The sequence below is a fragment of the Streptomyces sp. NPDC093089 genome, from assembly GCF_044754405.1.
Lineage (GTDB): Bacteria > Actinomycetota > Actinomycetes > Streptomycetales > Streptomycetaceae > Streptomyces.
In genome coordinates this window covers 261,681-281,434 of the sequence record NZ_JBIVPA010000004.1, presented here as the reverse complement: position 1 = coordinate 281,434, position 19,754 = coordinate 261,681, and the positions used below count along the sequence as shown (strand labels likewise).

The following is a 19,754-nucleotide window of genomic DNA, read 5'->3' as shown; positions in this document are numbered from 1 at the left end:
TCGTGGGGACTCGACGGACGCCGGAGGGGCACACATGGAAGCCGCGATTATCACGATCATGGCGCTGCTCTTCTTGTCCTTCGTGGCCCTCGGGGTGTTCGTCACCGTGAAGGTCGCGAAGGCCGCCAAGCGCGGCGTCGACCGCACCCTCGACCAGGCCCGGCGCACGGTCGAGGACACCACGCTGCGCGCCAAGAGCTTCGGCCAGGCCGGGGTCGCGAGCGAGCTGGCCCGGCTGCGGCTCACCCTGCGCACCTCCATGCGGGCCACCCAGGAGGCGCTGCAGGCGGGTGCCGTCGAGGACGCCTCACTGAAGGAGTCGCTCGAACTGTTCCACCGGCTCAGCGCACACGGGCTCGAACTGGACGGGGACCTCAAGCGCCTGGAGCGGGAGCCCGACCGGGCCTGGGTGGCCGGACAGCTCCCCGAGCTCACCGCACGGACCGAGCGGATCACCGGCTCGGCCGACGCGCTGCGGCGCGCGGCCCGGGACCGGGCCGTCAGGTTCGCCGAGGACGACCTGTCGACGCTCAGCGCGCAGATCGACGTCGAGGCGGGCGCCCTGCGCCACTGGACCGGACCGGAGGACGCGCCGGAGACGGCGCCCGGGACCGCTCCCGGAGCTGGTGCCGCGCGCGCCGGGGCCCCGGGGACGGCGCCCGGAGCGGAGCCGTCCGCGATCACGGCGCCCGACCCCCGGCGGACCGCCTACCCCTGGGAGAAGAGCGCCCGGCCGGAGACCACCACCTGACCCCGGGCCATCGTCCGACGGAGCGGCTGCTCACGGGCAGGACGTCCCTCAGGGGGGTCGGGCTGCCGCGCGGCGGCCCCGGCGGGTAACCTCCCGCTCATGTCCCGGCATGTCGCGATCGTCACCGATTCCACGGCCTATCTGCCACGCCAGACGAGGGAGCGGCACGAGATCACCACGGTCCCGCTGACCGTCGTCATCGGCGACCAGGCCCTCGAGGAGGGCACCGAGATCTCGGCCGTGGCCCTCGCCGAGGCGCTGCAGAAGCGGCGGCCCGTCACCACCTCGCGCCCGAGTCCCGAGGTGTTCGCCGCCGCGTACCGCGAGGCGGCCGCGGCCGGGGCGACCGGCGTCGTCTCGCTCCACCTCTCCGCCGAGGTCTCCGGAACCTACGACGCCGCCGTCCTGGCGGCCAAGGAAGCACCCGTGCCCGTGCGGGTGGTCGACACCCGCATGATGGGCATGGCTCTGGGCTTCTGCGCCCTGGCGGCCGCTCAGGTCGCCGAGGCGGGCGGCTCGCTCGACGAGGCGGTCGCGGCGGCCGAGAAGCGCGCCGCGGGCACCTCTGCCTACTTCTACGTCGACACCCTGGACTATCTGCGCAGGGGCGGGCGCATCGGCACCGCGCAGGCGCTCCTCGGCTCGGCGCTCGCGGTCAAGCCCCTCCTCGAACTCGACGGCGGACGCATCGAACTCCGGGAGAAGGTGCGGACCGCCTCCAAGGCCATCGCCCGCCTCGAAGAGATCGCCGTCGAGCGCGCCGGCTCCGGCGCCGTCGACATCGCCGTGCACCACCTTTCCGCACCCGAACGGGCCGCCGCCCTGGCGGACCGGCTCAGGGAGCGCGTACCGGGAGTCGAAGAACTCCAGGTCAGCGAGGTCGGCGCGGTCATCGGCGCGCACACGGGCCCCGGGCTCCTCGCGGTGGTCGTCTCGCCGCGCTGACACCGACCGTCCCCCGGGAGAGTGACGGAGTTATCCACAACGGCCGCCCTCTCCACGGAACGAAGGTGAGCCCCGCACGGCGTCGTCGTGACTCCTACCGTCACGAGCATGACTCTTCGCACACGCATCGCATCGACCACTCCCCGGACCACGGGATCCACGGGATCCACGGGATCCATGGGTTCCACGGGCTCCATGGGCTCTTCGACGAGCGGGCCCGGCCGACCGCCGGGCTCGGACGGACGGAGCCGCCCCGGAGGACGCGGCACGTCCCCGGGCAGCGCCAGGAGGCGCGCCCGGGTGAGGCGGGTCGCCTCCGCGCCCGGCGCCGTCGCGCGGCAGCGGGGGGAGGCCATGTTCCCGGCGGTGGCGCCGCCGGTGGAGCCCGAGACAGGGGAGTCGCCTCCGGAGGTACGGGAGGAACCCGCGGCACCGGAGCGCGGTTCGCCCCCCGGACTGCGGGCGCGCCTGGCGGTGGCCGTCCGGGAGAGGACGCCGGTCCGGGTGCAGACGAGGTGCGGCCTGGAACCGAGGACGCTGGCCGCGCTGACGGTGCTCCTCGTCGTGGCCGCGGGACTCGCGGGCGCGCACTTCTGGACGGGGCGGCCGGAACCGGTGGGTGCCCCCGAGCTCGTCCGGGCCGCTCGTGAGGCGACGGCGACGGCACCCGAGGCGCGGGGAGTGGCCGGCGTACCTGGCCTGCGGACGGGGCCTGGGGTTGGGGCTGGGATGGGAGCTGGGGATGGAGTTGGGCCGGGGCCGGGGCCGGGGCCGGGACCGGGGCTCGGGAGTCAGGGGGCGTCTGCGGCTTCCGGGGCCTCTGGGGACTCCGGAGCGAAGGTGGTCGTCGACGTGGGCGGGAAGGTGCTCAGGCCCGGAGTGCTGACCCTGCCGGCGGGCTCACGGGTGGCGGACGCCCTGCGGGCCGCCGGCGGGGCGCGCCCCGGCGCCGATCTCACCGGACTCAACCGGGCCCGCGTCCTGTCCGACGGCGAGCAGGTGCTCGTCGGTCTGCCGGGGATGCCGTCCGGCGGGGTCGGCGCGGGCGCCGGGAGCGCGGGTGGTGGTGCGCCCGGGGTGCCGCTGAGCCTCAACACGGCCACGGTGGAGCAGTTGGACGCCCTTCCCGGTGTCGGGCCGGTCCTCGCCCGGCACATCGTCGACCATCGTGTCGAGCACGGTGGATTCCGGTCGGTCACAGAGCTGCGTGAGGTCAACGGCATCGGCGAGCGAAGGTTCGCCGACCTCGAACCACTGGTCCGGCTGTGAGGCGCGGCAGGCGCGGCACGGAGCCCGGTGACGAGGGTCCGGTGGATCTCCGGCTCGTTCCGCTCGCGGTCGCGGCCTGGGCGGCGGCCGCCTGCGCGGTGGGCGTCACGGGGTGGTGGACGGTGGCGGGTGTCGCCGTCTGTCTGGTGGGGGCCGCCGTCCTGCTGGTGCCGGCGTCGGCCCGGCGGCTCGGAGGCGGTGGCGGCGCTGAAGGCGTCTCCGCGGAGCGCGCCGTCGGGCGGGCGGCGGAGGAGGTCGGTGAGGCGCCCGTGGTGCCGGACCCGGTGGCGTCCTCGCTGCCCGTGGTGGACAACGTGTCCGAGGTGAGCGCGGTGCCCCTGGTGGACGTGGGGCGGGCGCGGCGGGTCTCGCCCGGGTGGCGGCTGCGGGCGACGGCGTGCGCCGGGGTGCTGCTGTGTGCGGCGGCAGGGGCGGCCTCGGCGGGGCTGCACGCGGCGGATCTGCGGCGCGGGCCCGTGCCGGCCCTGGCGGAGGAGTACGCGCGGGTACGGGCGGAGGTGACGGTGACCTCCGATCCACGGCTCACCCGGCCCCGGGTGCGGGGCAACGCGATGGCGCCGGTGTCGGTCGTCCTGGACGGCGAGGTGACCCGGGTCGAGCGGTCGGGCGGAGCGGTCCACCGGACCCGTGCGCCGGTCCTGGTGATCGTGCCGCCGGGTGAGGGGCGGGCGGAATGGCTGCGGCTCCTGCCCTCCACCCGGCTGAGGATCGGCGGCAGGCTCGCGCCACCGCTGCGTCCCGGTGAGCCGTTCGCCGCGGTGCTGAAGGCCGACAGGGCGGGACCGCCGGCGGTCGTGGGCCCGCCGAGCCTGCCGCAGCGGACGGCGGGGGAGTTGCGGGCCGGGCTGCGGAGGGCGACGGACGGGCTCGACCCGGACGCGCGGGCCCTGCTGCCGGGCCTGGTCGTCGGGGACACCTCCAGGATCAGCCCCGAGCTGCGGGACGCGTTCGAAGCGGTCGACCTCACTCATCTGCTGGCGGTCTCCGGCAGCAATCTGTCGATCGTCCTGCTGCTGCTCGTCGGGCGCCCCGGGCGGGCGCACCACGTGGAGAGGGGCGGGCTCGCGCCCCGGCTCGGCATGTCGCTGCGGGCCACCGCGCTGGCCGGGGGAGCGCTGACCGTTGCCTTCGTGGTCGTCTGCCGGCCCGATCCCAGCGTGCTGCGCGCCGCGGCCTGCGGGTTCGTCGTCCTGCTCGCGATCGGCACCGGCCGCCGGAGATCGCTGATCCCCGCGCTGGCCGCCGCCGTCCTCGTCCTGGTGCTCTACGACCCCTGGCTCGCACGGAGTTACGGATTCCTGCTCTCGGTCCTGGCCACCGGGTCGCTGCTGACGATCGCCCCGCGGTGGAGCGAGGCGCTGCGGCGGCGCCGGGTGCCCGGCCGACTTGCGGAGGCGCTGGCCGCCGCGCTGGCCGCGCAGGCGGTGTGCGCTCCGGTCGTGGTGGTGTTCGCCGCCCGGGTGAGCCTGGTCGCGATTCCGGCGAACCTGTTCGCCGAGCTCGCGGTCGCGCCCGCGACCGTGCTCGGATTCGCCACGCTCGCCCTCGCGCCGGTGTGGACGCCGGGCGCGGAGGGTCTGGCGTGGGCGGCGGGATGGCCGGCCGGGTGGATCGCGTGGGTGGCCCGCAGGGGTGCCGCGCTGCCGGGGGCGGAGCTGGAATGGCCCGGAGGGTGGTGGGGCGGTCTGGGCCTCGCACTGCTCACGGCCCTGGTGGTGCTGGGGGCGCGCAGGCTGCCGCACCGGGGGCCCGTCGCCGTGCTCCTGGCCGTGCTGCTCCTGGTCGTGGTGGTGCGGCCGGAGCCGCTGCCCCGATGGGTCACCGGGTGGCCGCCGACGGGGTGGGTGTTCGCGATGTGCCAAGTGGGGCAGGGGGACGCGACGGTGCTCGCGGCGGGCGGGGACGCCGCGGTGGTGGTGGATGCCGGACCCGACCCCGTACCGGTGGACCGGTGCCTGCGGGAACTCGGCGTGAGGCGGGTGCCGTTGCTGGTGCTCACCCACTTCCACGCGGACCACGTGGCAGGGCTGCCGGGCGTGCTCCGGGGGCGGTCCGTGGGGGCGATCCAGACCACGGGGCTCGAAGAGCCGCCGGCCCAGGCGGCGTTCGTACGGCGGACGGCCGCCGCCGCGCGGGTTCCGCTGATCCCGGCGGGGCCGGGGGAGGTGAGGCGTGTGGGCGCCCTGGAGTGGCGGGTGCTCTGGCCTCCGGGGGATTCCGGGAGTGCTTCGGGGAGGTCGGCGGCCTCGGGGAGGCCGGGTGCTTCGGGGAGGCCGGGCGCTTCGGGGAGGTCGGGCGCTTCCGGGGTGTTCTCCGCGGGGCCGAACGACGCGAGTGTCACGCTGTTCGTCCGTACCGGGGGAGGGGTGAGCCTGCTGCTCCTCGGAGATCTGGAACCGCCGTCGCAGCGGGAGTTGCTGCGGGCCCACCCAGGTCTCGGGCCGGTGGACGTGCTCAAGGTCGCGCACCACGGGTCCGCGCACCAGGACCCGGGGTTGATGGACGCGGTACGGCCGAGGCTCGCGCTGGTGTCGACGGGGCGGGACAACCCGTACGGGCATCCCTCGCCCCGGACGGTGGAGGCGTTGCGGGCGGGCGGGGCGCGGGTGCTGCGGACGGACCGGGACGGGGCGGTCGCGGTGGTGGGGGCGGGGCGGGGGCTCGTGGCCGTTCCGAGGGGGTGGTGAGACCTCGTGGGGAACTCTCGCGGAGAACCCTTGTAAAGAAATCCTTGTAAAGAAGTCTTTCTAAAGATAGGTTTTCATTATGCCGGAGACCAGTGAGCCGTCCCCCGGGGGCGAGCAGCCCCGCAGTATCCGCCTGACCGACCCCCGCGCCCTGCGGGCCTACGCCCACCCCCTGCGGATGTCCCTCGTGGGGCTGCTGCGCAGCAGCGGGCCCTTCACCGCGACCCGGGCCGCCGAGCTGACAGGCGAATCCGTGGCCAGCTGCTCGTACCACCTGCGCATACTCGCCAAGTACGGGCTCGTGGAGGAGGCGCCGGGCGGGCGGGGGCGGGAGAAGCCCTGGCAGGCCACGGCCCGGTACACGGAGTGGCCCGAGTACAGCGAGGACGCGACCGTCGCGGAGGCCGCCGACGCGCTGAGCGCCGCGGTCGCCGAGCGCTACTTCGAGCGGGTCACCCGCGCCATGGAGAACCGCCACCGGCTGCCGAGGGAGTGGCGGGAGGCCGAGCAGTTCGGCGACTCCCTGCTCCACCTCACTCCCGAGGAGCTGATCGGGCTCGGAGAGCGGATCGACGCCCTGCTCCGGCCCTACGAGGCGCGCGCGTCCGACCCGTCCCTCAGGCCCGAGGGCTCGCGGCAGGTCAGCATCGTGCGGTTCGCCTACCTGGACCAGGGCGTTCCCGACGGTGAAGGGGAGTGAGGGGGATGGCCCTCGTGGAACGTGTACCGGCACTGCTGCGCGAGCGCGCCTTCCGCCGCTACTGGATCGGCCAGACGGTCTCCCTCACCGGCGACCAGATCTCGCTGATCGCCATCCCGCTCGCCGCCGTCCTGATCCTCGGCGCCGACGCCGCCGCGATGGGCTGGCTCAAGACCGCCGAACTCCTGCCCACCCTCCTGTTCAACCTGCCGCTCGGCGCCTGGGCCGACCGGTACGCCCACCGCAGACGGGCGATGATCGCGGCCGACCTGGGCCGGGCCGTGCTGCTGCTGACCCTCCCCGTGGCCTACACCCTCGACGTCCTGACGCTCAGTCAGCTGTACGCGGTGGCCTTCGGGATCGGAGCGCTCACCGTGCTCTTCGAGGTCTGCAACACCACGCTCCTCGTCGCGCTCGTGCCCACCGAGAGCTACGTGCAGGCGAACGCGCTGGTCAACGGCAGCCGTTCGATGTCCTGGCTCGCCGGACCCGGGATCGGCGGCGTCCTCGTGCAGGTGCTCACTGCTCCGTTCGCCCTGGTCGCGGACGCCCTCACCTACGTCGTGTCGGCCGGGTACCTGGCCCGGATCAAGCCCGTCGAACCCCCGCCGGCGCCCGTGGCCAAGGGGCACTTCACCGAGGGGCTGCGCTGGGTGCTCCGGGAGCGCTCGATGCGCGCGCTGTTCGCCGCCTCCGGCACCATCCAGTTCTTCAACTACATGTTCCACACCCTCTTCGTGCTCTACGTGACGACCGAACTCGGCATCGGCGCGGGTCTGCTCGGCCTCATCCTCGCCGCCGGAGCGGTGGGCGGACTCATCGGCGCGGCGTGCGCCGGATCCGTCGTCCGGCGGATCGGCGTCGGGCCCTCGCTCGTCGCCGGCTTCCTCGGATTCACGCTGCCGCTGCTGCTGATACCCCTGGCCGACGGGCCGCTCCCGCTGGTGGTGGGCGTGATGTTCGCCGCGGAGTTCCTCTCCTGCGTCGGCGTGATGATCGCGGACATCGCCGGGGGATCGTTCCAGATGGCGCTGATACCCGACGCCGTACGGGCACGGGTCATGGGCGCGTACCGGACGCTCAACCACGGCTTCCGCCCGCTCGGCGCGCTCGTCGGCGGCCTGCTCGGCACCACGATCGGGCTGCGTCCGACGCTGTGGATCGGCACCGCCGGCGCCGTGCTCTCCGTGCTGTGGCTGCTGCCCTCGCCGCTGCCGCGGATGCGTGAACTGCCCACGAGGGAAGAGGAGTCGGTACCCATCGGCTAGGGAGGGGCCGGCGCCCGGCAGACTGCGGGTATGACGACACCGCCGACGCTGCCCGTCCCGCCCGAGCCCTCCGCTCCCGAACCCTCTGTCGCTGAATCCTCCGCTCCCGAGTCCTCCGTTGCCGAGTCCTCCGTCCCGGGGCCCTTCGCCCCCGAGTCGGGCGACGTGGACGCCTACCTGCGGCGCATCGGCGCGGAGCGTCCGGACCGGGCTGACGCCGCCGCGCTGCGCGAGCTGCACCTGCGGCACTTGAGAGCCGTTCCCTTCGAGAACCTGTCGATCCACCTCGGCGAGGACATCGTCCTGGACGAGAAGGCGCTGCTCGACAAGGTGGTCGGCGCGGGCAGGGGCGGCTTCTGCTACGAGGTGAACACCGCGTTCGCCGTTCTGCTCCGCGGCCTCGGATACCGGGTGTCGCTGCTCCAGGGGCGGGTCATCGGGCCGGAGGGGAAGCCGGGCATCCCGTACGACCACATGGCGCTGCTGGTGGAGACGGCCGAGGGGGAGCGGTGGCTGGCCGACGTCGGCTTCGGCGACCACGGGCACTTCCCGCTGGCCTTCGACGAGCGGGCCGACCAGGAGGACCCGGGCGGTGTCTTCCGGATCGTGGAGACCGCCGAAGGCGACCTGGACGTGCTGCGGGACGGGAAGCCGCAGTACCGGCTGGAGACCCGGCCGCGCGAGCTCGCCGACTTCAGGGCCGGGGCCTGGTACCACCGGACCTCGCCCGACTCGCACTTCACGCGCTCCCTCATCTGCTCCCTGCTGACCGAGGACGGCCGGGTCACGCTCAGCGGCGGGAAGCTGATCACCCGCGTCCACGGAGAGCGGTCCGAGCGGGAGCTCGAAGGGGAGGCGGAGGTGCGCGGCGCGTACCGGGACCTGTTCGGGATCGTGCTCGACGCGCTGCCGGTCGTACGCGGGGGAGAAGCCGAAAAGCGGAATCCATAATTCGGACCCTCGGTAACACTTGCCTCGTTTGCCTCGAACCCCCCATCGGTGATCGAATGCGAATTCGTTGCACAGTGAACGAGTCGCACGGGGGTGCGTGAAGAATGTTCGACCGTCTCTTCGGAAAGCATGCGGCGGGGGCAGCGCGGGGCGGACCGTTCGCCGGTGTCCCCGTCCCCGCCACGGCGGGAGTGCTCAGCTGCCGGGTGCTCGACCCCGTGCACGAGCCCGTCCGCCAGGCCGAGTTCGTCGTCAGCGACGCCGCCGGCCGCAAGGTGCTCGCCGGGGAGACGGACCCGTACGGCACCGCGCTCGCGACCGTGCCGGCGGGCGAGTACCGGCTCGCCGTCACCGCCGAGGGCTACACACCGCACCACGGCACCGCCGTCGTCGCCGAGGGCGGCCACACCGGCCTCGGCGACGTCCTGCTCCAGGTCGCCCCGCAGCCCCAGCTGCCCGAGCCGGGCGACTGGGAGATCGACCCGACGCACTCGCAGATCGGCTTCACCGCGCGCCACATCGGCCTGGCCCGGATCCACGGCCGGTTCAACGGCTTCGCGGGCGCCGTGCGGATCGCCGACCGCATGGAGAACTCGGCGATGCACGTCGTCATCGACGCGGCCTCCATCGACACCGGGGTCCAGATGCGCGACGACCACCTGCGCTCGGGCGACTTCCTCGACGTCGGCGCCTACCCGACGCTGGAGTTCTTCAGCGAACGCTTCACCCACCGGGGCGGCAACCGCTGGGCCGTCACCGGAGCCCTCACCCTCCACGGCGTCAGCCGCACGGTGACGCTCGACACCCAGTACCTCGGCCTCGGGAACGGCTTGGAGGGCGAGACGCGAGGCGCCTGCCGCGCCAGCACCGAACTGCACCGCGAGGACTTCACCCTCACCTGGCAGACGCTGCTCGCGCGCGGGATCGCGGCCGTCGGATCCAGCATCAGCATCGACCTCGACATCCAGATCGTGCCGAAGAAGGGCTGACGGGGGCGGGGCGGCGGTGCCCCCGAGGCTGCGGCGGTGACCCCGAGTTTGAGGCGGTGCCCCTGGGGCTGCGGCTGTGACCCCGGGGTTGCGGCGGCGCCCCGGAGTTACGGGGCCTCCAGCCAGCCCTCGTACTCGGCCGCCAACGCATCCAGGGCCGTCGGGTCGAGGCGGCCGTCCGGGTCCTCCACGACCACCAGCCACTGCGCGTCCTCGGCGTCGTCCTCACCGGCCAGGGAGTCCCGTACGAGCTGGGGCTCCTCGGCGACGCCGAAACGGTCGGGGAGTTCCCCCGCGAGTTCCTCGGCGGAGTCGCGGTCGGGGAGTACCAGTACGTGTCGTTCGCTCACGCCGCCATTCTCGCGTGCCGCCGGGAACGGGCTGTCAGTGGCCCGTGGGATGCTGGATCGCGATGGCCACCAGAAAGACTTCCCCCGACGACCTCCTCGGCCCCGTGACACTCGCGGTGGGCCAGGAGGACCTGCTCCTCGACCGCGTCGTCCACGAGGTGGTGGCTGCCGCGCGGGCCGCCGACGCCGACACCGACGTCCGTGACCTCACCCCCGACCAGCTCCAGCCCGGCGCGCTCGTCGAGCTCACCAGCCCCTCGCTCTTCGCCGAGCGCAAGGTGCTGATCGTGCGGAACGCGCAGGACCTCTCCGCCGACACGGTCAAGGACGTCAAGGCCTACCTCGGCGATCCCATCGAGGACATCTCCCTCGTCCTCCTCCACGCCGGCGGCGCCAAGGGCAAAGCCCTGCTCGACGCCGCGCGCAAGGCCGGGGCGCGGGAAGTGGCCTGCCCCAAGACGACGAAACCGGCGGAGCGGCTGACCTTCGTACGGCAGGAGTTCCGGGCCCTCGGGCGTTCCGCCACGCCCGAGGCCTGCCAGGCGCTCGTCGACTCGATCGGCAGCGACCTCCGCGAGCTCGCCTCCGCGGTCGCGCAGCTGACCTCCGACGTCGACGGCACGATCGACGAGGCCGTCGTCGGCCGGTACTACACCGGCCGCGCCGAAGCCTCCTCCTTCAACGTCGCCGACCGCGCCGTCGAGGGGCGCGCCGCGGAAGCCCTCGAAGCCCTGCGCTGGTCCCTCTCCACCGGCGTCGCGCCCGTCCTCATCACCAGCGCCCTCGCCCAGGGCGTACGCGCGATCGGCAAGCTCTCCTCCGCCCGCGGTGGCCGGCCCGCCGACCTCGCCCGCGAGCTCGGCATGCCCCCCTGGAAGATCGACCGAGTCCGGCAGCAGATGCGCGGCTGGACCCCCGACGGCGTCTCCCTCGCCCTCCGCGCCATCGCCGACGCCGACGCGGGCGTCAAGGGCGGCGGCGACGACCCCGAATACGCCCTCGAAAAAGCGGTCGTCGCGGTGGCGCGGGCGGCGAGGATGCGGCGCGGGCAGTAGGGGGCGGGGCGGTTTTCCGGTACGGGGGGGGCGCGGTACGGGGCCGTACGGGACGGGCTTGGGTGCCGGTGGGTCGGTGCGGGTCGGGCGCGGTTGGTGCGAGCTTGTTGTGTCTGTGCCTGTGCGGGTGCGGGTCGGGCGTGGCTGGTGCCCGAGCTGATTCCCCCACCCCGCCCCTTCCCGAAACCCTGCCGGGAGCCGCCGGTGATGAGGTGACTCCTGGGGCTCCCCCCGGACCCCTGGCGGGCAGCGGCAGCGGCAGCGGCCGCTTCGCGCCGCAGGTTGTCCAGAACCCCTGACGGGCCCGGCCGTACGCCGCCCGCCCTGCTGCCCCGGTGCCCGGCCCTGAGCTGCGGCACCCTGGCGTGAGACTGCGGTGCCCGGCCCCGAACTGCGGTGCCCGGCCCTGAGCTGCGGCACCCTGGCGTGAGACTGCGGCGCCCGGCTCTGAGCCGCGGCACCCGGCCGCGAGCTGTCGCACCCGGGCGCGGGCTGCCTCGTGTGGCTTGCGAGTGCGAGTGCGAGTGCGAGTGCGAGTGCGAGTGCGAGTGCGAGTGGGGTTGGGGTTGGGGTGTAGTTGGGGTTGCGGGTACGGCGAAGGCCCCGGCTGCTCCTGGGGAAGGAGAGGCGGGGCCTTCGGCGTAAAGGGGTGGGCTCGCACCCGCGTGGCGAACGCGTCCGCGTGCGAGTCCGGATGGTCGGGCGGGAGCGGGAGAGAGGGCCCGCTGGGTCCCGTGCGACCGGTTAGATCAGAGCTCAGCCCTGGAGAGCGGCAACCTTGGTGGCCAGCGCCGACTTCTTGTTGGCGGCGGCGTTCTTGTGGATGACACCCTTCGAGACAGCCTTGTCGAGCTGACGCGAGGCGGCGCGAGAGGCGATGGTGGCCTTCTCGAGGTCGCCGGCGGCGACAGCCTCACGGGCCTTGCGGATCGCGGTCTTGAGCGACGACTTGACGGCCTTGTTGCGCAGGCGCGCCTTCTCGTTGGTCTTGTTCCGCTTGATCTGGGACTTGATGTTCGCCACTGAAGAGCCCTTACAGGTTCGATGTTCCTTCTGGAGTGTGATCTCGCAGGCTGAGAGGGCACACGAGACACAGCTGTCCACACTACCAGTCACTCTCGGGGCCGCCCAAACCGGGCGCCGGGCGACGGGCATGGGACCATGGAGCCTACGTATCGATCCGACATCGCCCCGAGACGAGACCCTGCGTGCCCGCGACTCCTACCCACGTGCCCGAGCCGAGCCGTACCGACCCGGCTCTGATCCGCAATTTCTGCATCATCGCGCACATCGACCACGGCAAGTCCACGCTCGCCGACCGGATGCTCCAGCTGACCGGTGTGGTCGACCAGCGGCAGATGCGTGCCCAGTACCTCGACCGGATGGACATCGAGCGGGAGCGCGGCATCACGATCAAGTCCCAGGCGGTCCGGCTGCCGTGGGCGCCGACCGACGGGCAGGGTGAGGGGAAGACCCACATCCTGAACATGATCGACACTCCCGGGCACGTCGACTTCACGTACGAGGTGTCGCGTTCGCTGGCCGCCTGTGAGGGCACGATCCTGCTGGTGGACGCGGCGCAGGGCATCGAGGCGCAGACCCTCGCCAACCTGTACCTGGCGATGGAGAACGACCTCACGATCGTCCCGGTCCTGAACAAGATCGACCTGCCGGCCGCCCAGCCGGAGAAGTTCTCCGAGGAGCTGGCCAACCTCATCGGCTGCCAGCCGGAGGACGTCCTGAAGGTCTCCGCGAAGACCGGCATGGGCGTCGAGGCGCTGCTCGACCGGGTGGTCAGGGACGTGCCGGCGCCGGTCGGCGTCGCCGACGCGCCCGCCCGCGCGATGATCTTCGACTCCGTGTACGACTCGTACCGGGGCGTCGTGACGTACGTCCGTGTCGTCGACGGCCAGCTCAACAAGCGCGAGCGCATCAAGATGATGTCGACGGGCGCCACCCACGAGCTGCTGGAGATCGGCGTCTCGTCTCCCGAGATGACGGCTTCGGACGGTCTCGGCGTCGGCGAGGTCGGCTACCTGATCACCGGTGTGAAGGACGTCCGCCAGTCCAAGGTCGGTGACACGATCACCTCCCTGAACAAGGGCGCGACCGAGGCGCTGGGCGGCTACAAGGACCCGAAGCCGATGGTGTTCTCGGGCCTGTACCCGCTGGACGGCTCGGAGTACCCGGACCTCCGCGAGGCCCTCGACAAGCTCCAGCTCAACGACGCCGCGCTCGTCTACGAGCCGGAGACCTCCGCCGCGCTCGGCTTCGGCTTCCGCGTCGGCTTCCTCGGCCTGCTCCACCTCGACGTGATCCGCGAGCGTCTGGAGCGCGAGTTCGGGCTCGACCTGATCGCCACCGCCCCCAACGTGGTCTACCGCGTGGTCATGGAGGACGGCAGCGAGCACACGGTCACGAACCCGAGCGAGTTCCCCGAAGGCAAGATCAACGACGTCTTCGAGCCCGTCGTGCGCGCGACGATCCTCGCCCCGAGCGAGTTCATCGGCGCGATCATGGAGCTGTGCCAGACGCGTCGCGGCACGCTGATCGGCATGGACTACCTGTCCGAGGACCGGGTGGAGATCCGCTACACCCTGCCCCTCGCGGAGATCGTCTTCGACTTCTTCGACCAGCTGAAGTCCAAGACGCGCGGTTACGCCTCCCTGGACTACGAGCCCACCGGCGAGCAGGCGTCCAGCCTGGTCAAGGTCGACATCCTGCTGCACGGCGACAAGGTGGACGCGTTCTCCGCCGTCACCCACAAGGACGCCGCGTACGCCTACGGTGTGCGGCTCGTCGCCAAGCTGCGCGAGCTGATCCCGCGGCAGGCCTTCGAGGTGCCGATCCAGGCCGCGATCGGCTCCCGGGTCATCGCCCGCGAGACCATCCGCGCCATCCGGAAGGACGTCCTCGCCAAGTGCTACGGCGGTGACATCTCCCGTAAGCGGAAGCTGCTGGAGAAGCAGAAGGAAGGCAAGAAGCGCATGAAGATGGTCGGCTCGGTGGAGGTGCCGCAGGAGGCCTTCATCGCCGTCCTGTCGAGCGACGAGTCGTCCGGCAAGAAGAAGTAGCAAGGCGCCGCACACAGCTGCCCTGTGCAAACGACGGGCCCACGCGCCGGCGCGCGTGGGCCCGTTCGTTATCAAGCGACGCCCTGCAGCCTCTTACGCGCCGGTCCTCGGCCCCTTACTCTGATCCCGGCTCGAAGGTTACTCGCCAGTTAGTTACGAACCACCAGAAGGCACCGCCGCCGCCCGGAGGACGTCGTGAGCGACACACAGACCCAGATCGAGAACCGGCCGCCCTCCGTGGCGTCCCTCTTCCTTACGCGCGTCGAGCGGACTCCGGATGCGGAGGCCTACCGCCATCCGGTCCCCGCCGCCTCGGGTACCGGCCCCGACGAGTGGAAGTCGCTCAGCTGGGGGCAGGCCGCCGAGCGGGTCTACGCCATCGCCGCCGGCCTCGTCGACCTCGGCGTGCAGGCCGAGGAGCGGGTCGCCCTCGCGTCCTCCACCCGGGTCGAGTGGATCCTCGCCGACCTCGGCGTGATGTGCGCGGGCGCCGCGACCACCACGGTCTACCCGCAGACCAACGCCGAGGAGTCGGCGTTCATCCTCGCGGACTCCGAGTCGAAGGTCCTCATCGCCGAGGACGCGGCCCAGCTCGCCAAGGCGGTCGAGCGCCGCGCCGAGCTGCCGAACCTCCACCACGTGGTCGTCGTCGACGCCACCGGCGTGGAGAGCGACGGCGAGTTCGTGCTCTCCCTCGCCGAGCTCGAGGCGCGCGGCAAGGCCTACCTGGAGAAGCACCCCGAGGCGGTCAAGGAGCGGGTCGGGGCGATCACCTCCACCCAGCTCGCCACCCTCATCTACACCTCGGGCACCACCGGCCGCCCCAAGGGCGTCCGCCTCCCGCACGACAACTGGTCGTACATGGCCAAGGCCATCGCCGCGACCGGCCTCGTCACCCAGGACGACGTCCAGTACCTGTGGCTGCCGCTCGCCCACGTCTTCGGCAAGGTCCTCACCTCGGGCCAGATCGAGGTCGGTCACGTCACCGCCGTCGACGGCCGCGTCGACAAGATCATCGAGAACCTGCCGGTGGTCCAGCCGACCTACATGGCGGCCGTCCCCCGCATCTTCGAGAAGGTCTACAACGGGGTCGCCGCCAAGGCCCGCGCGGCCGGCGGCGCCAAGTACAAGATCTTCCAGTGGGCGGCCGGCGTCGCCCGCGAGTACGCCAAGACCACCCAGGACAACTTCCGCCGCACCGGCACCGCCTCCGCGCCCTTCGGCCTCACGGCCAGGCACAAGGTCGCCGACGCGCTCGTCTACGGCAAGATCCGCGAGGCCTTCGGCGGCAACCTGCGCGCCTGCATCTCCGGCTCCGCCGCGCTCGCCCCCGAGATCGGCTACTTCTTCGCCGGCGCCGGCATCCACATCCTGGAGGGGTACGGCCTCACCGAGTCCTCCGCCGCCTCCTTCGTCAACCCCGGCGAGGCCTACCGCACCGGCACCGTCGGCAAGCCGCTCCCCGGCACCGAGGTCCGCATCGCCGACGACGGCGAGATCCTGCTGCGCGGCCCCGGCATCATGGAGGGCTACCACGGCCTGCCCGAGAAGACGGCGGAGGTCCTGGAGTCCGACGGCTGGTTCCACACCGGCGACATCGGCGAGCTGTCCGCCGACGGCTACCTCCGCATCACCGACCGCAAGAAGGACCTGATCAAGACGTCCGGCGGCAAGTACATCGCGCCGGCCGAGGTGGAGGGCCAGTTCAAGGCCGTCTGCCCGTTCGTCTCGAACATCCTCGTCCACGGCGCCGACCGGAACTTCTGCACCGCCCTGATCGCCCTCGACGAGCCCGCCATCCTCGGCTGGGCCGCCGAGCACGACCTCGCGGGCAAGCCGTACGCCGAGGTCGTCGCCGACGCGCGCACCCAGAAGCTGATCCAGGGCTACGTCGACCGCCTCAACGAGGGCCTCCAGCGCTGGCAGACGATCAAGAAGTTCCGGCTCCTGCCGCGCGACCTCGACATCGAGCACGGCGAGCTCACCCCGTCGCTCAAGCTGAAGCGGCCGGTCGTCGAGCGCGAGTACAAGGACCTCATCGAGGAGATGTACGCGGGCTCCCGCGAGTCCTGACCCCCGCCGCACGACGGCCACCCCGGGCAGTACGGGACAATGGGGCCCATGCCTTCCGTACTGCCCGATGGTGAGCCCGTGCCCGACGACGGGGCGCTGCCCCCGCACGCCCTGGAAGGGGCGGGGGAGCGGCCGCTCGGGTTCTACCTGCACGTGCCGTACTGCGCCACGCGGTGCGGCTACTGCGACTTCAACACGTACACGGCGAGCGAGCTGCGCGGTACGGGCGGGGTGCTGGCCTCCCGGGACAACTACGCCGAGCAGGTCGTCGAGGAGGTCCGGCTCGCCCGGAAGGTCCTCGGCGACGACCCGAGGCCGGTGCGGACCGTCTTCGTCGGCGGCGGCACGCCGACGCTGCTCGCCGCCGGGGACCTCGTACGGATGCTGGGGGCGATCCGCGACGAGTTCGGGCTCGCGGACGACGCCGAGGTGACGACCGAGGCCAACCCGGAGTCCGTGAACCCGGCGTACCTGGCCGAGCTCCGCGAGGGCGGCTTCAACCGGATCTCCTTCGGCATGCAGAGCGCCAAGCAGCACGTCCTGAAGATCCTCGACCGCACGCACACCCCCGGGCGCCCCGAGGCGTGCGTCGCCGAGGCGCGGGCGGCCGGCTTCGAGCACGTCAACCTCGACCTCATCTACGGCACGCCCGGCGAGACCGACGACGACTGGCGGGCCTCCCTCGACGCGGCGATCGGCGCGGGCCCCGACCACGTCAGCGCCTACGCCCTGATCGTCGAGGAGGGCACGCAGCTCGCCCGGCGCATCCGGCGCGGCGAGGTGCCCATGACCGACGACGACGTGCACGCCGACCGCTACCTGATCGCCGACGCGGCCTTCGAGGCGGCGGGCTTCTCCTGGTACGAGGTCTCCAACTGGGCCACCTCCGAGGCCGGCCGCTGCCTCCACAACGAGCTCTACTGGCGCGGCGCCGACTGGTGGGGCGCCGGCCCCGGCGCCCACTCCCACGTGGGCGGCGTCCGGTGGTGGAACGTCAAGCACCCCGGCGCCTACGCGGCCGCGCTGGCCGCCGGGAAGTCCCCGGGCGCCGGCCGCGAGCTCCTCTCCGAGGAGGATCGGCGGGTGGAGCGCATCCTCCTGGAGCTGCGGCTCCGGGACGGCGTCGACCTGTCCCTCCTCAAGCCCGCCGGGCTCGCCGCGGCCGGCAAGGCCCTCGCCGACGGGCTCCTCGACCCCGCGCCGTACGAGACGGGGCGCGCGGTCCTCACCCTGCGGGGCCGGCTGCTCGCGGACGCGGTGGTACGGGACCTGGTGGACTGAGGCCTCCCCTGCCGGGGCCGCGCCTGTCGGGGCCCGCGTCCGCCGGGGCCTGCGTGCGTTCGGGCCTGTGCCTGGCTGGGCCTGCGTGCGTTCGGGCCCGCGTCTGTCTGGGCTTGCGCTCATCCCTGCCTGCGCCCCGCCGGGTCGTCGCTGTGCCCGGGCGAGCCTGGTGGCCCTCCCCGGGGCGCGGGGGTTCGCCTGCTCGACCTGTGCGCGGTGCAGGGCCTGGCCCGCCTCGTTGTGGGCAATCGTCCGCCAGGGGCGTGGGGGTCCCCCCGGACGGAGTCTGGGGGAAGGTGGGCACAACGGACGGCGCCCCTTTGCCGGGCCAGGCTTCCGCGCCCGAACCCGCACCCGCTGTACGGCGCCGTATCGGTGCGGGTCCAGGCCCAAGGGGCGGGGGCGCCGCCGAGGGCGCCGTCCCGTGTGCCCACCCGTCCCGCCCCAGCGGGACGATTGCCCACACGGAGGGTGCCGGCGGCCGGCGTGCGGGCCCACGCGGGGGTGGGCCAGGGTGGCGGGCGCGGCCCGTACAGAGGTGGGCCGGCGGCCGGCGCGCGGGCCCACACGGCGGGTGGCGGGCGGTGCGCGCCCGCGTGGGGGCGCCGGGCGACGCGCGGGCCTGGGGCGGGGGTGGCGCGCGTCCGCGTGGGGGTGGGGGTCAGGGGGTTGTGACGAAGTCGATGAGTTCTTCTACGCGGCCGAGGAGGGCGGGTTCGAGGTCTTTGTAGGAGGTGACTTTGGAGAGGATGTGCTGCCAGGCGGCGCCGGTGTTGTCGGGCCAGGAGAGGGCGCGGCAGACGCCGGTCTTCCAGTCCTGGCCGCGGGGGACGCGGGGCCAGGCGGGGATGCCGAGGGAGGAGGGTTTCACGGCCTCCCAGACGTCGATGTAGGGGTGGCCGACGACGAGGACGTCGGGGGACGTCACCTGGGCGGCGATCCTCGACTCCTTCGAACCCGGGACCAGGTGGTCGACGAGGACGCCGAGCCGGGCGTCGGGCGCGGGGGCGAAGTCCGCGACGATCGACGGGAGGTCGTCGACGCCTTCGAGGTACTCGACGACGACGCCCTCGATGCGCAGGTCGTCGCCCCAGACCCGTTCGACGAGCTCGGCGTCGTGGCGGCCCTCGACGTAGATGCGGCCGGCGCGGGCGACGCGGGCCCGGGCGCCCGGTACGGCGACCGAGCCGGAGGCGGTGCGGGTGGGGCGGGCCGGGGCGGCGGAGGGGCGGACCAGGGTCACGACGCGGCCTTCCAGGAGGAAGCCCCGCGGGTCGAGCGGGAAGACCCGGTGCTTGCCGAAGCGGTCCTCCAGGGTCACCGTGCCCGCCTCGCAGCGGATGACCGCCCCGCAGAAGCCCGTGGTGACCTCCTCGACGACGAGGTCGCGGTCGGCCGGCACCTCGGGGACGGGTGCCGAGCGCTTCCAAGGGGGCGTCAGATCCGGGTTGTAGCTGCGCATTCGGGCGACGTTATGCGACGGAGAAGCGCCTCGCCAGTTCCTCCCGCTGGAGTCGTACGAACGCGGCGTCGACGACCGCGCCGTGCCCCGGCACGTACAGGGCGTCCTCGCCGCCGAGGCCCAGCAGCCGGTCGAGGGCGTCCGGCCAGCGGGACGGGATCGCGTCCGGGCCGGCCTGGGGTTCGCCCGACTCCTCGACCAGGTCTCCGCAGAAGACGACCTCGCGGGTGCCGGGAACGCAGAGGGCCAGGTCGTGGCCGGAGTGGCCGGGGCCGACGTTCGCGAGGAGGACCTGCCGGCCGCCGAGGTCGAGGGTCCACTCGCCGGAGACGACGTGCCGCGGGGCCACCAGGACGTCAGCGGCTTCCGCGGCGGCCGCGGCGTCCAGGCCGTGGCGTACCGCGTCGCTGCGCAGCTCCTCCCGTTCCCGCGGCCGGCCGAGGAGCTCGTCGGAGCCGACCGCGCCGAAGACCTCGGCGCCCGCGAAGACCGCCGTGCCGAACACGTGGTCGAAGTGGGGGTGGCTGAGTGCGATGTGCGTCACCTTGCGGCCGGCTGTGAGTGCGGTCACCTGGGACCGCAGCTCGGCGCCCTCGGCGAGGGAGGAGCCCGTGTCGTACAGGAGCACCCCCCGTTCCCCCAGTACCAGTCCGGCCGTGGCGTCCCAGCGGGGCAGTCTCCGACGCCCCACCCCGTCCGCGAGGCGTTCCCATCCGTGCGCTTCCCAATCCGCGTCCATGGGGCGACGCTAGCCGGTGGGGGCGCCGCCTCCTTGCCAGGAGCGATGCCCGCCGCCGTACACTGACCGGGGATCGCTGGCACTCGGACCGGGTGAGTGCCAAAAGCGGAGCAACCGGAACGACGTCGACAGCTGGAGG

Annotated in this window: 16 protein-coding genes; 12 read left to right on the top strand and 4 right to left on the bottom strand. The window is 73.1% G+C overall.

What is annotated here, in order from left to right:
- Positions 1 to 34 precede the first annotated feature (34 nt).
- From ACIQFX_RS11315 to ACIQFX_RS11280, 8 genes are all read left to right on the top strand, one after another.
- Complete coding sequence (locus tag ACIQFX_RS11315; protein WP_402461099.1) at positions 35 to 751, top strand: hypothetical protein; 717 nt, start codon at positions 35 to 37, stop codon at positions 749 to 751.
- 99 nt (positions 752 to 850) lie between these two features.
- Positions 851 to 1,696: a DegV family protein gene (locus tag ACIQFX_RS11310; protein ID WP_402461097.1), complete on the top strand. Its 846-nt coding sequence runs from the start codon at positions 851 to 853 to the stop codon at positions 1,694 to 1,696.
- A gap of 354 nt (positions 1,697 to 2,050) precedes the next feature.
- Positions 2,051 to 2,965, top strand: a complete 915-nt coding sequence (locus ACIQFX_RS11305) for a helix-hairpin-helix domain-containing protein (RefSeq protein WP_402461572.1) — start codon at positions 2,051 to 2,053, stop codon at positions 2,963 to 2,965.
- 41 nt (positions 2,966 to 3,006) lie between these two features.
- Positions 3,007 to 5,673 carry a ComEC/Rec2 family competence protein gene (locus tag ACIQFX_RS11300; protein WP_402461095.1) on the top strand — a complete coding sequence of 889 codons (2,667 nt, stop codon included), beginning with the start codon at positions 3,007 to 3,009 and terminating at the stop codon, positions 5,671 to 5,673.
- Between the two features lie 79 nt (positions 5,674 to 5,752).
- On the top strand, positions 5,753 to 6,373 hold the full coding sequence (locus ACIQFX_RS11295) for a winged helix-turn-helix domain-containing protein (RefSeq protein ID WP_402461093.1): 621 nt from the start codon (positions 5,753 to 5,755) through the stop codon (positions 6,371 to 6,373).
- 5 nt (positions 6,374 to 6,378) lie between these two features.
- Positions 6,379 to 7,641, top strand: a complete 1,263-nt coding sequence (locus tag ACIQFX_RS11290; protein WP_402461092.1) for an MFS transporter — start codon at positions 6,379 to 6,381, stop codon at positions 7,639 to 7,641.
- A 30-nt stretch (positions 7,642 to 7,671) separates the two neighbouring features.
- Complete coding sequence (locus tag ACIQFX_RS11285; protein ID WP_402461090.1) at positions 7,672 to 8,592, top strand: arylamine N-acetyltransferase; 921 nt, start codon at positions 7,672 to 7,674, stop codon at positions 8,590 to 8,592.
- Between the two features lie 104 nt (positions 8,593 to 8,696).
- Entirely contained in the window at positions 8,697 to 9,581 is an 885-nt protein-coding gene (locus tag ACIQFX_RS11280; protein ID WP_402461088.1) for a YceI family protein, read from the top strand.
- Positions 9,582 to 9,688: 107 nt separating this feature from the next.
- On the opposite strand, the gene ACIQFX_RS11275 is transcribed toward ACIQFX_RS11280, so the two are convergent.
- On the bottom strand, positions 9,689 to 9,931 hold the full coding sequence (locus ACIQFX_RS11275) for a hypothetical protein (protein WP_402461087.1): 243 nt from the start codon (positions 9,929 to 9,931) through the stop codon (positions 9,689 to 9,691).
- A gap of 62 nt (positions 9,932 to 9,993) precedes the next feature.
- Between ACIQFX_RS11275 and holA the strand changes: the two genes are divergently transcribed.
- Entirely contained in the window at positions 9,994 to 10,986 is a 993-nt protein-coding gene (holA, locus tag ACIQFX_RS11270) for a DNA polymerase III subunit delta (protein WP_402461085.1), read from the top strand.
- Between the two features lie 756 nt (positions 10,987 to 11,742).
- Here holA and rpsT read toward each other — a convergent pair.
- A complete protein-coding gene (gene rpsT / locus ACIQFX_RS11265; protein WP_367824803.1) occupies positions 11,743 to 12,009 on the bottom strand; it encodes a 30S ribosomal protein S20 in 267 nt (88 codons plus the stop codon).
- A gap of 185 nt (positions 12,010 to 12,194) precedes the next feature.
- Here rpsT and lepA point away from each other — a divergent pair, with 185 nt between their 5' ends.
- The 3 genes from lepA (at position 12,195) to hemW (ending at position 17,414) form a co-directional block, all read left to right on the top strand.
- Positions 12,195 to 14,060: a translation elongation factor 4 gene (lepA, locus tag ACIQFX_RS11260; RefSeq protein ID WP_359670559.1), complete on the top strand. Its 1,866-nt coding sequence runs from the start codon at positions 12,195 to 12,197 to the stop codon at positions 14,058 to 14,060.
- A gap of 195 nt (positions 14,061 to 14,255) precedes the next feature.
- On the top strand, positions 14,256 to 16,133 hold the full coding sequence (locus ACIQFX_RS11255; protein WP_402461083.1) for an AMP-dependent synthetase/ligase: 1,878 nt from the start codon (positions 14,256 to 14,258) through the stop codon (positions 16,131 to 16,133).
- A gap of 39 nt (positions 16,134 to 16,172) precedes the next feature.
- Positions 16,173 to 17,414: a radical SAM family heme chaperone HemW gene (gene hemW, locus ACIQFX_RS11250; RefSeq protein WP_402461081.1), complete on the top strand. Its 1,242-nt coding sequence runs from the start codon at positions 16,173 to 16,175 to the stop codon at positions 17,412 to 17,414.
- Positions 17,415 to 18,075: 661 nt separating this feature from the next.
- Here hemW and ACIQFX_RS11245 read toward each other — a convergent pair.
- Positions 18,076 to 18,876: a DUF3097 domain-containing protein gene (locus ACIQFX_RS11245; RefSeq protein WP_402461080.1), complete on the bottom strand. Its 801-nt coding sequence runs from the start codon at positions 18,874 to 18,876 to the stop codon at positions 18,076 to 18,078.
- A gap of 10 nt (positions 18,877 to 18,886) precedes the next feature.
- A complete protein-coding gene (locus tag ACIQFX_RS11240; protein WP_402461078.1) occupies positions 18,887 to 19,615 on the bottom strand; it encodes an MBL fold metallo-hydrolase in 729 nt (242 codons plus the stop codon).
- Positions 19,616 to 19,754: the final 139 nt, after the last annotated feature.

Coding starts and splice junctions, on each gene's coding strand:
- hemW (WP_402461081.1), top strand. CDS start 16,173: ATGGGGCCCATGCCTTCCGTACTGCCCGATGGTGAGCCCGTGCCCGAC.
- ACIQFX_RS11315 (WP_402461099.1), top strand. CDS start 35: ATGGAAGCCGCGATTATCACGATCATGGCGCTGCTCTTCTTGTCCTTC.
- ACIQFX_RS11305 (WP_402461572.1), top strand. CDS start 2,051: ATGTTCCCGGCGGTGGCGCCGCCGGTGGAGCCCGAGACAGGGGAGTCG.
- ACIQFX_RS11310 (WP_402461097.1), top strand. CDS start 851: ATGTCCCGGCATGTCGCGATCGTCACCGATTCCACGGCCTATCTGCCA.
- holA (WP_402461085.1), top strand. CDS start 9,994: ATGGCCACCAGAAAGACTTCCCCCGACGACCTCCTCGGCCCCGTGACA.
- ACIQFX_RS11295 (WP_402461093.1), top strand. CDS start 5,753: ATGCCGGAGACCAGTGAGCCGTCCCCCGGGGGCGAGCAGCCCCGCAGT.
- ACIQFX_RS11245 (WP_402461080.1), bottom strand. CDS start 18,876: ATGCGCAGCTACAACCCGGATCTGACGCCCCCTTGGAAGCGCTCGGCA.
- ACIQFX_RS11240 (WP_402461078.1), bottom strand. CDS start 19,615: ATGGACGCGGATTGGGAAGCGCACGGATGGGAACGCCTCGCGGACGGG.
- ACIQFX_RS11280 (WP_402461088.1), top strand. CDS start 8,697: ATGTTCGACCGTCTCTTCGGAAAGCATGCGGCGGGGGCAGCGCGGGGC.
- ACIQFX_RS11290 (WP_402461092.1), top strand. CDS start 6,379: ATGGCCCTCGTGGAACGTGTACCGGCACTGCTGCGCGAGCGCGCCTTC.
- ACIQFX_RS11285 (WP_402461090.1), top strand. CDS start 7,672: ATGACGACACCGCCGACGCTGCCCGTCCCGCCCGAGCCCTCCGCTCCC.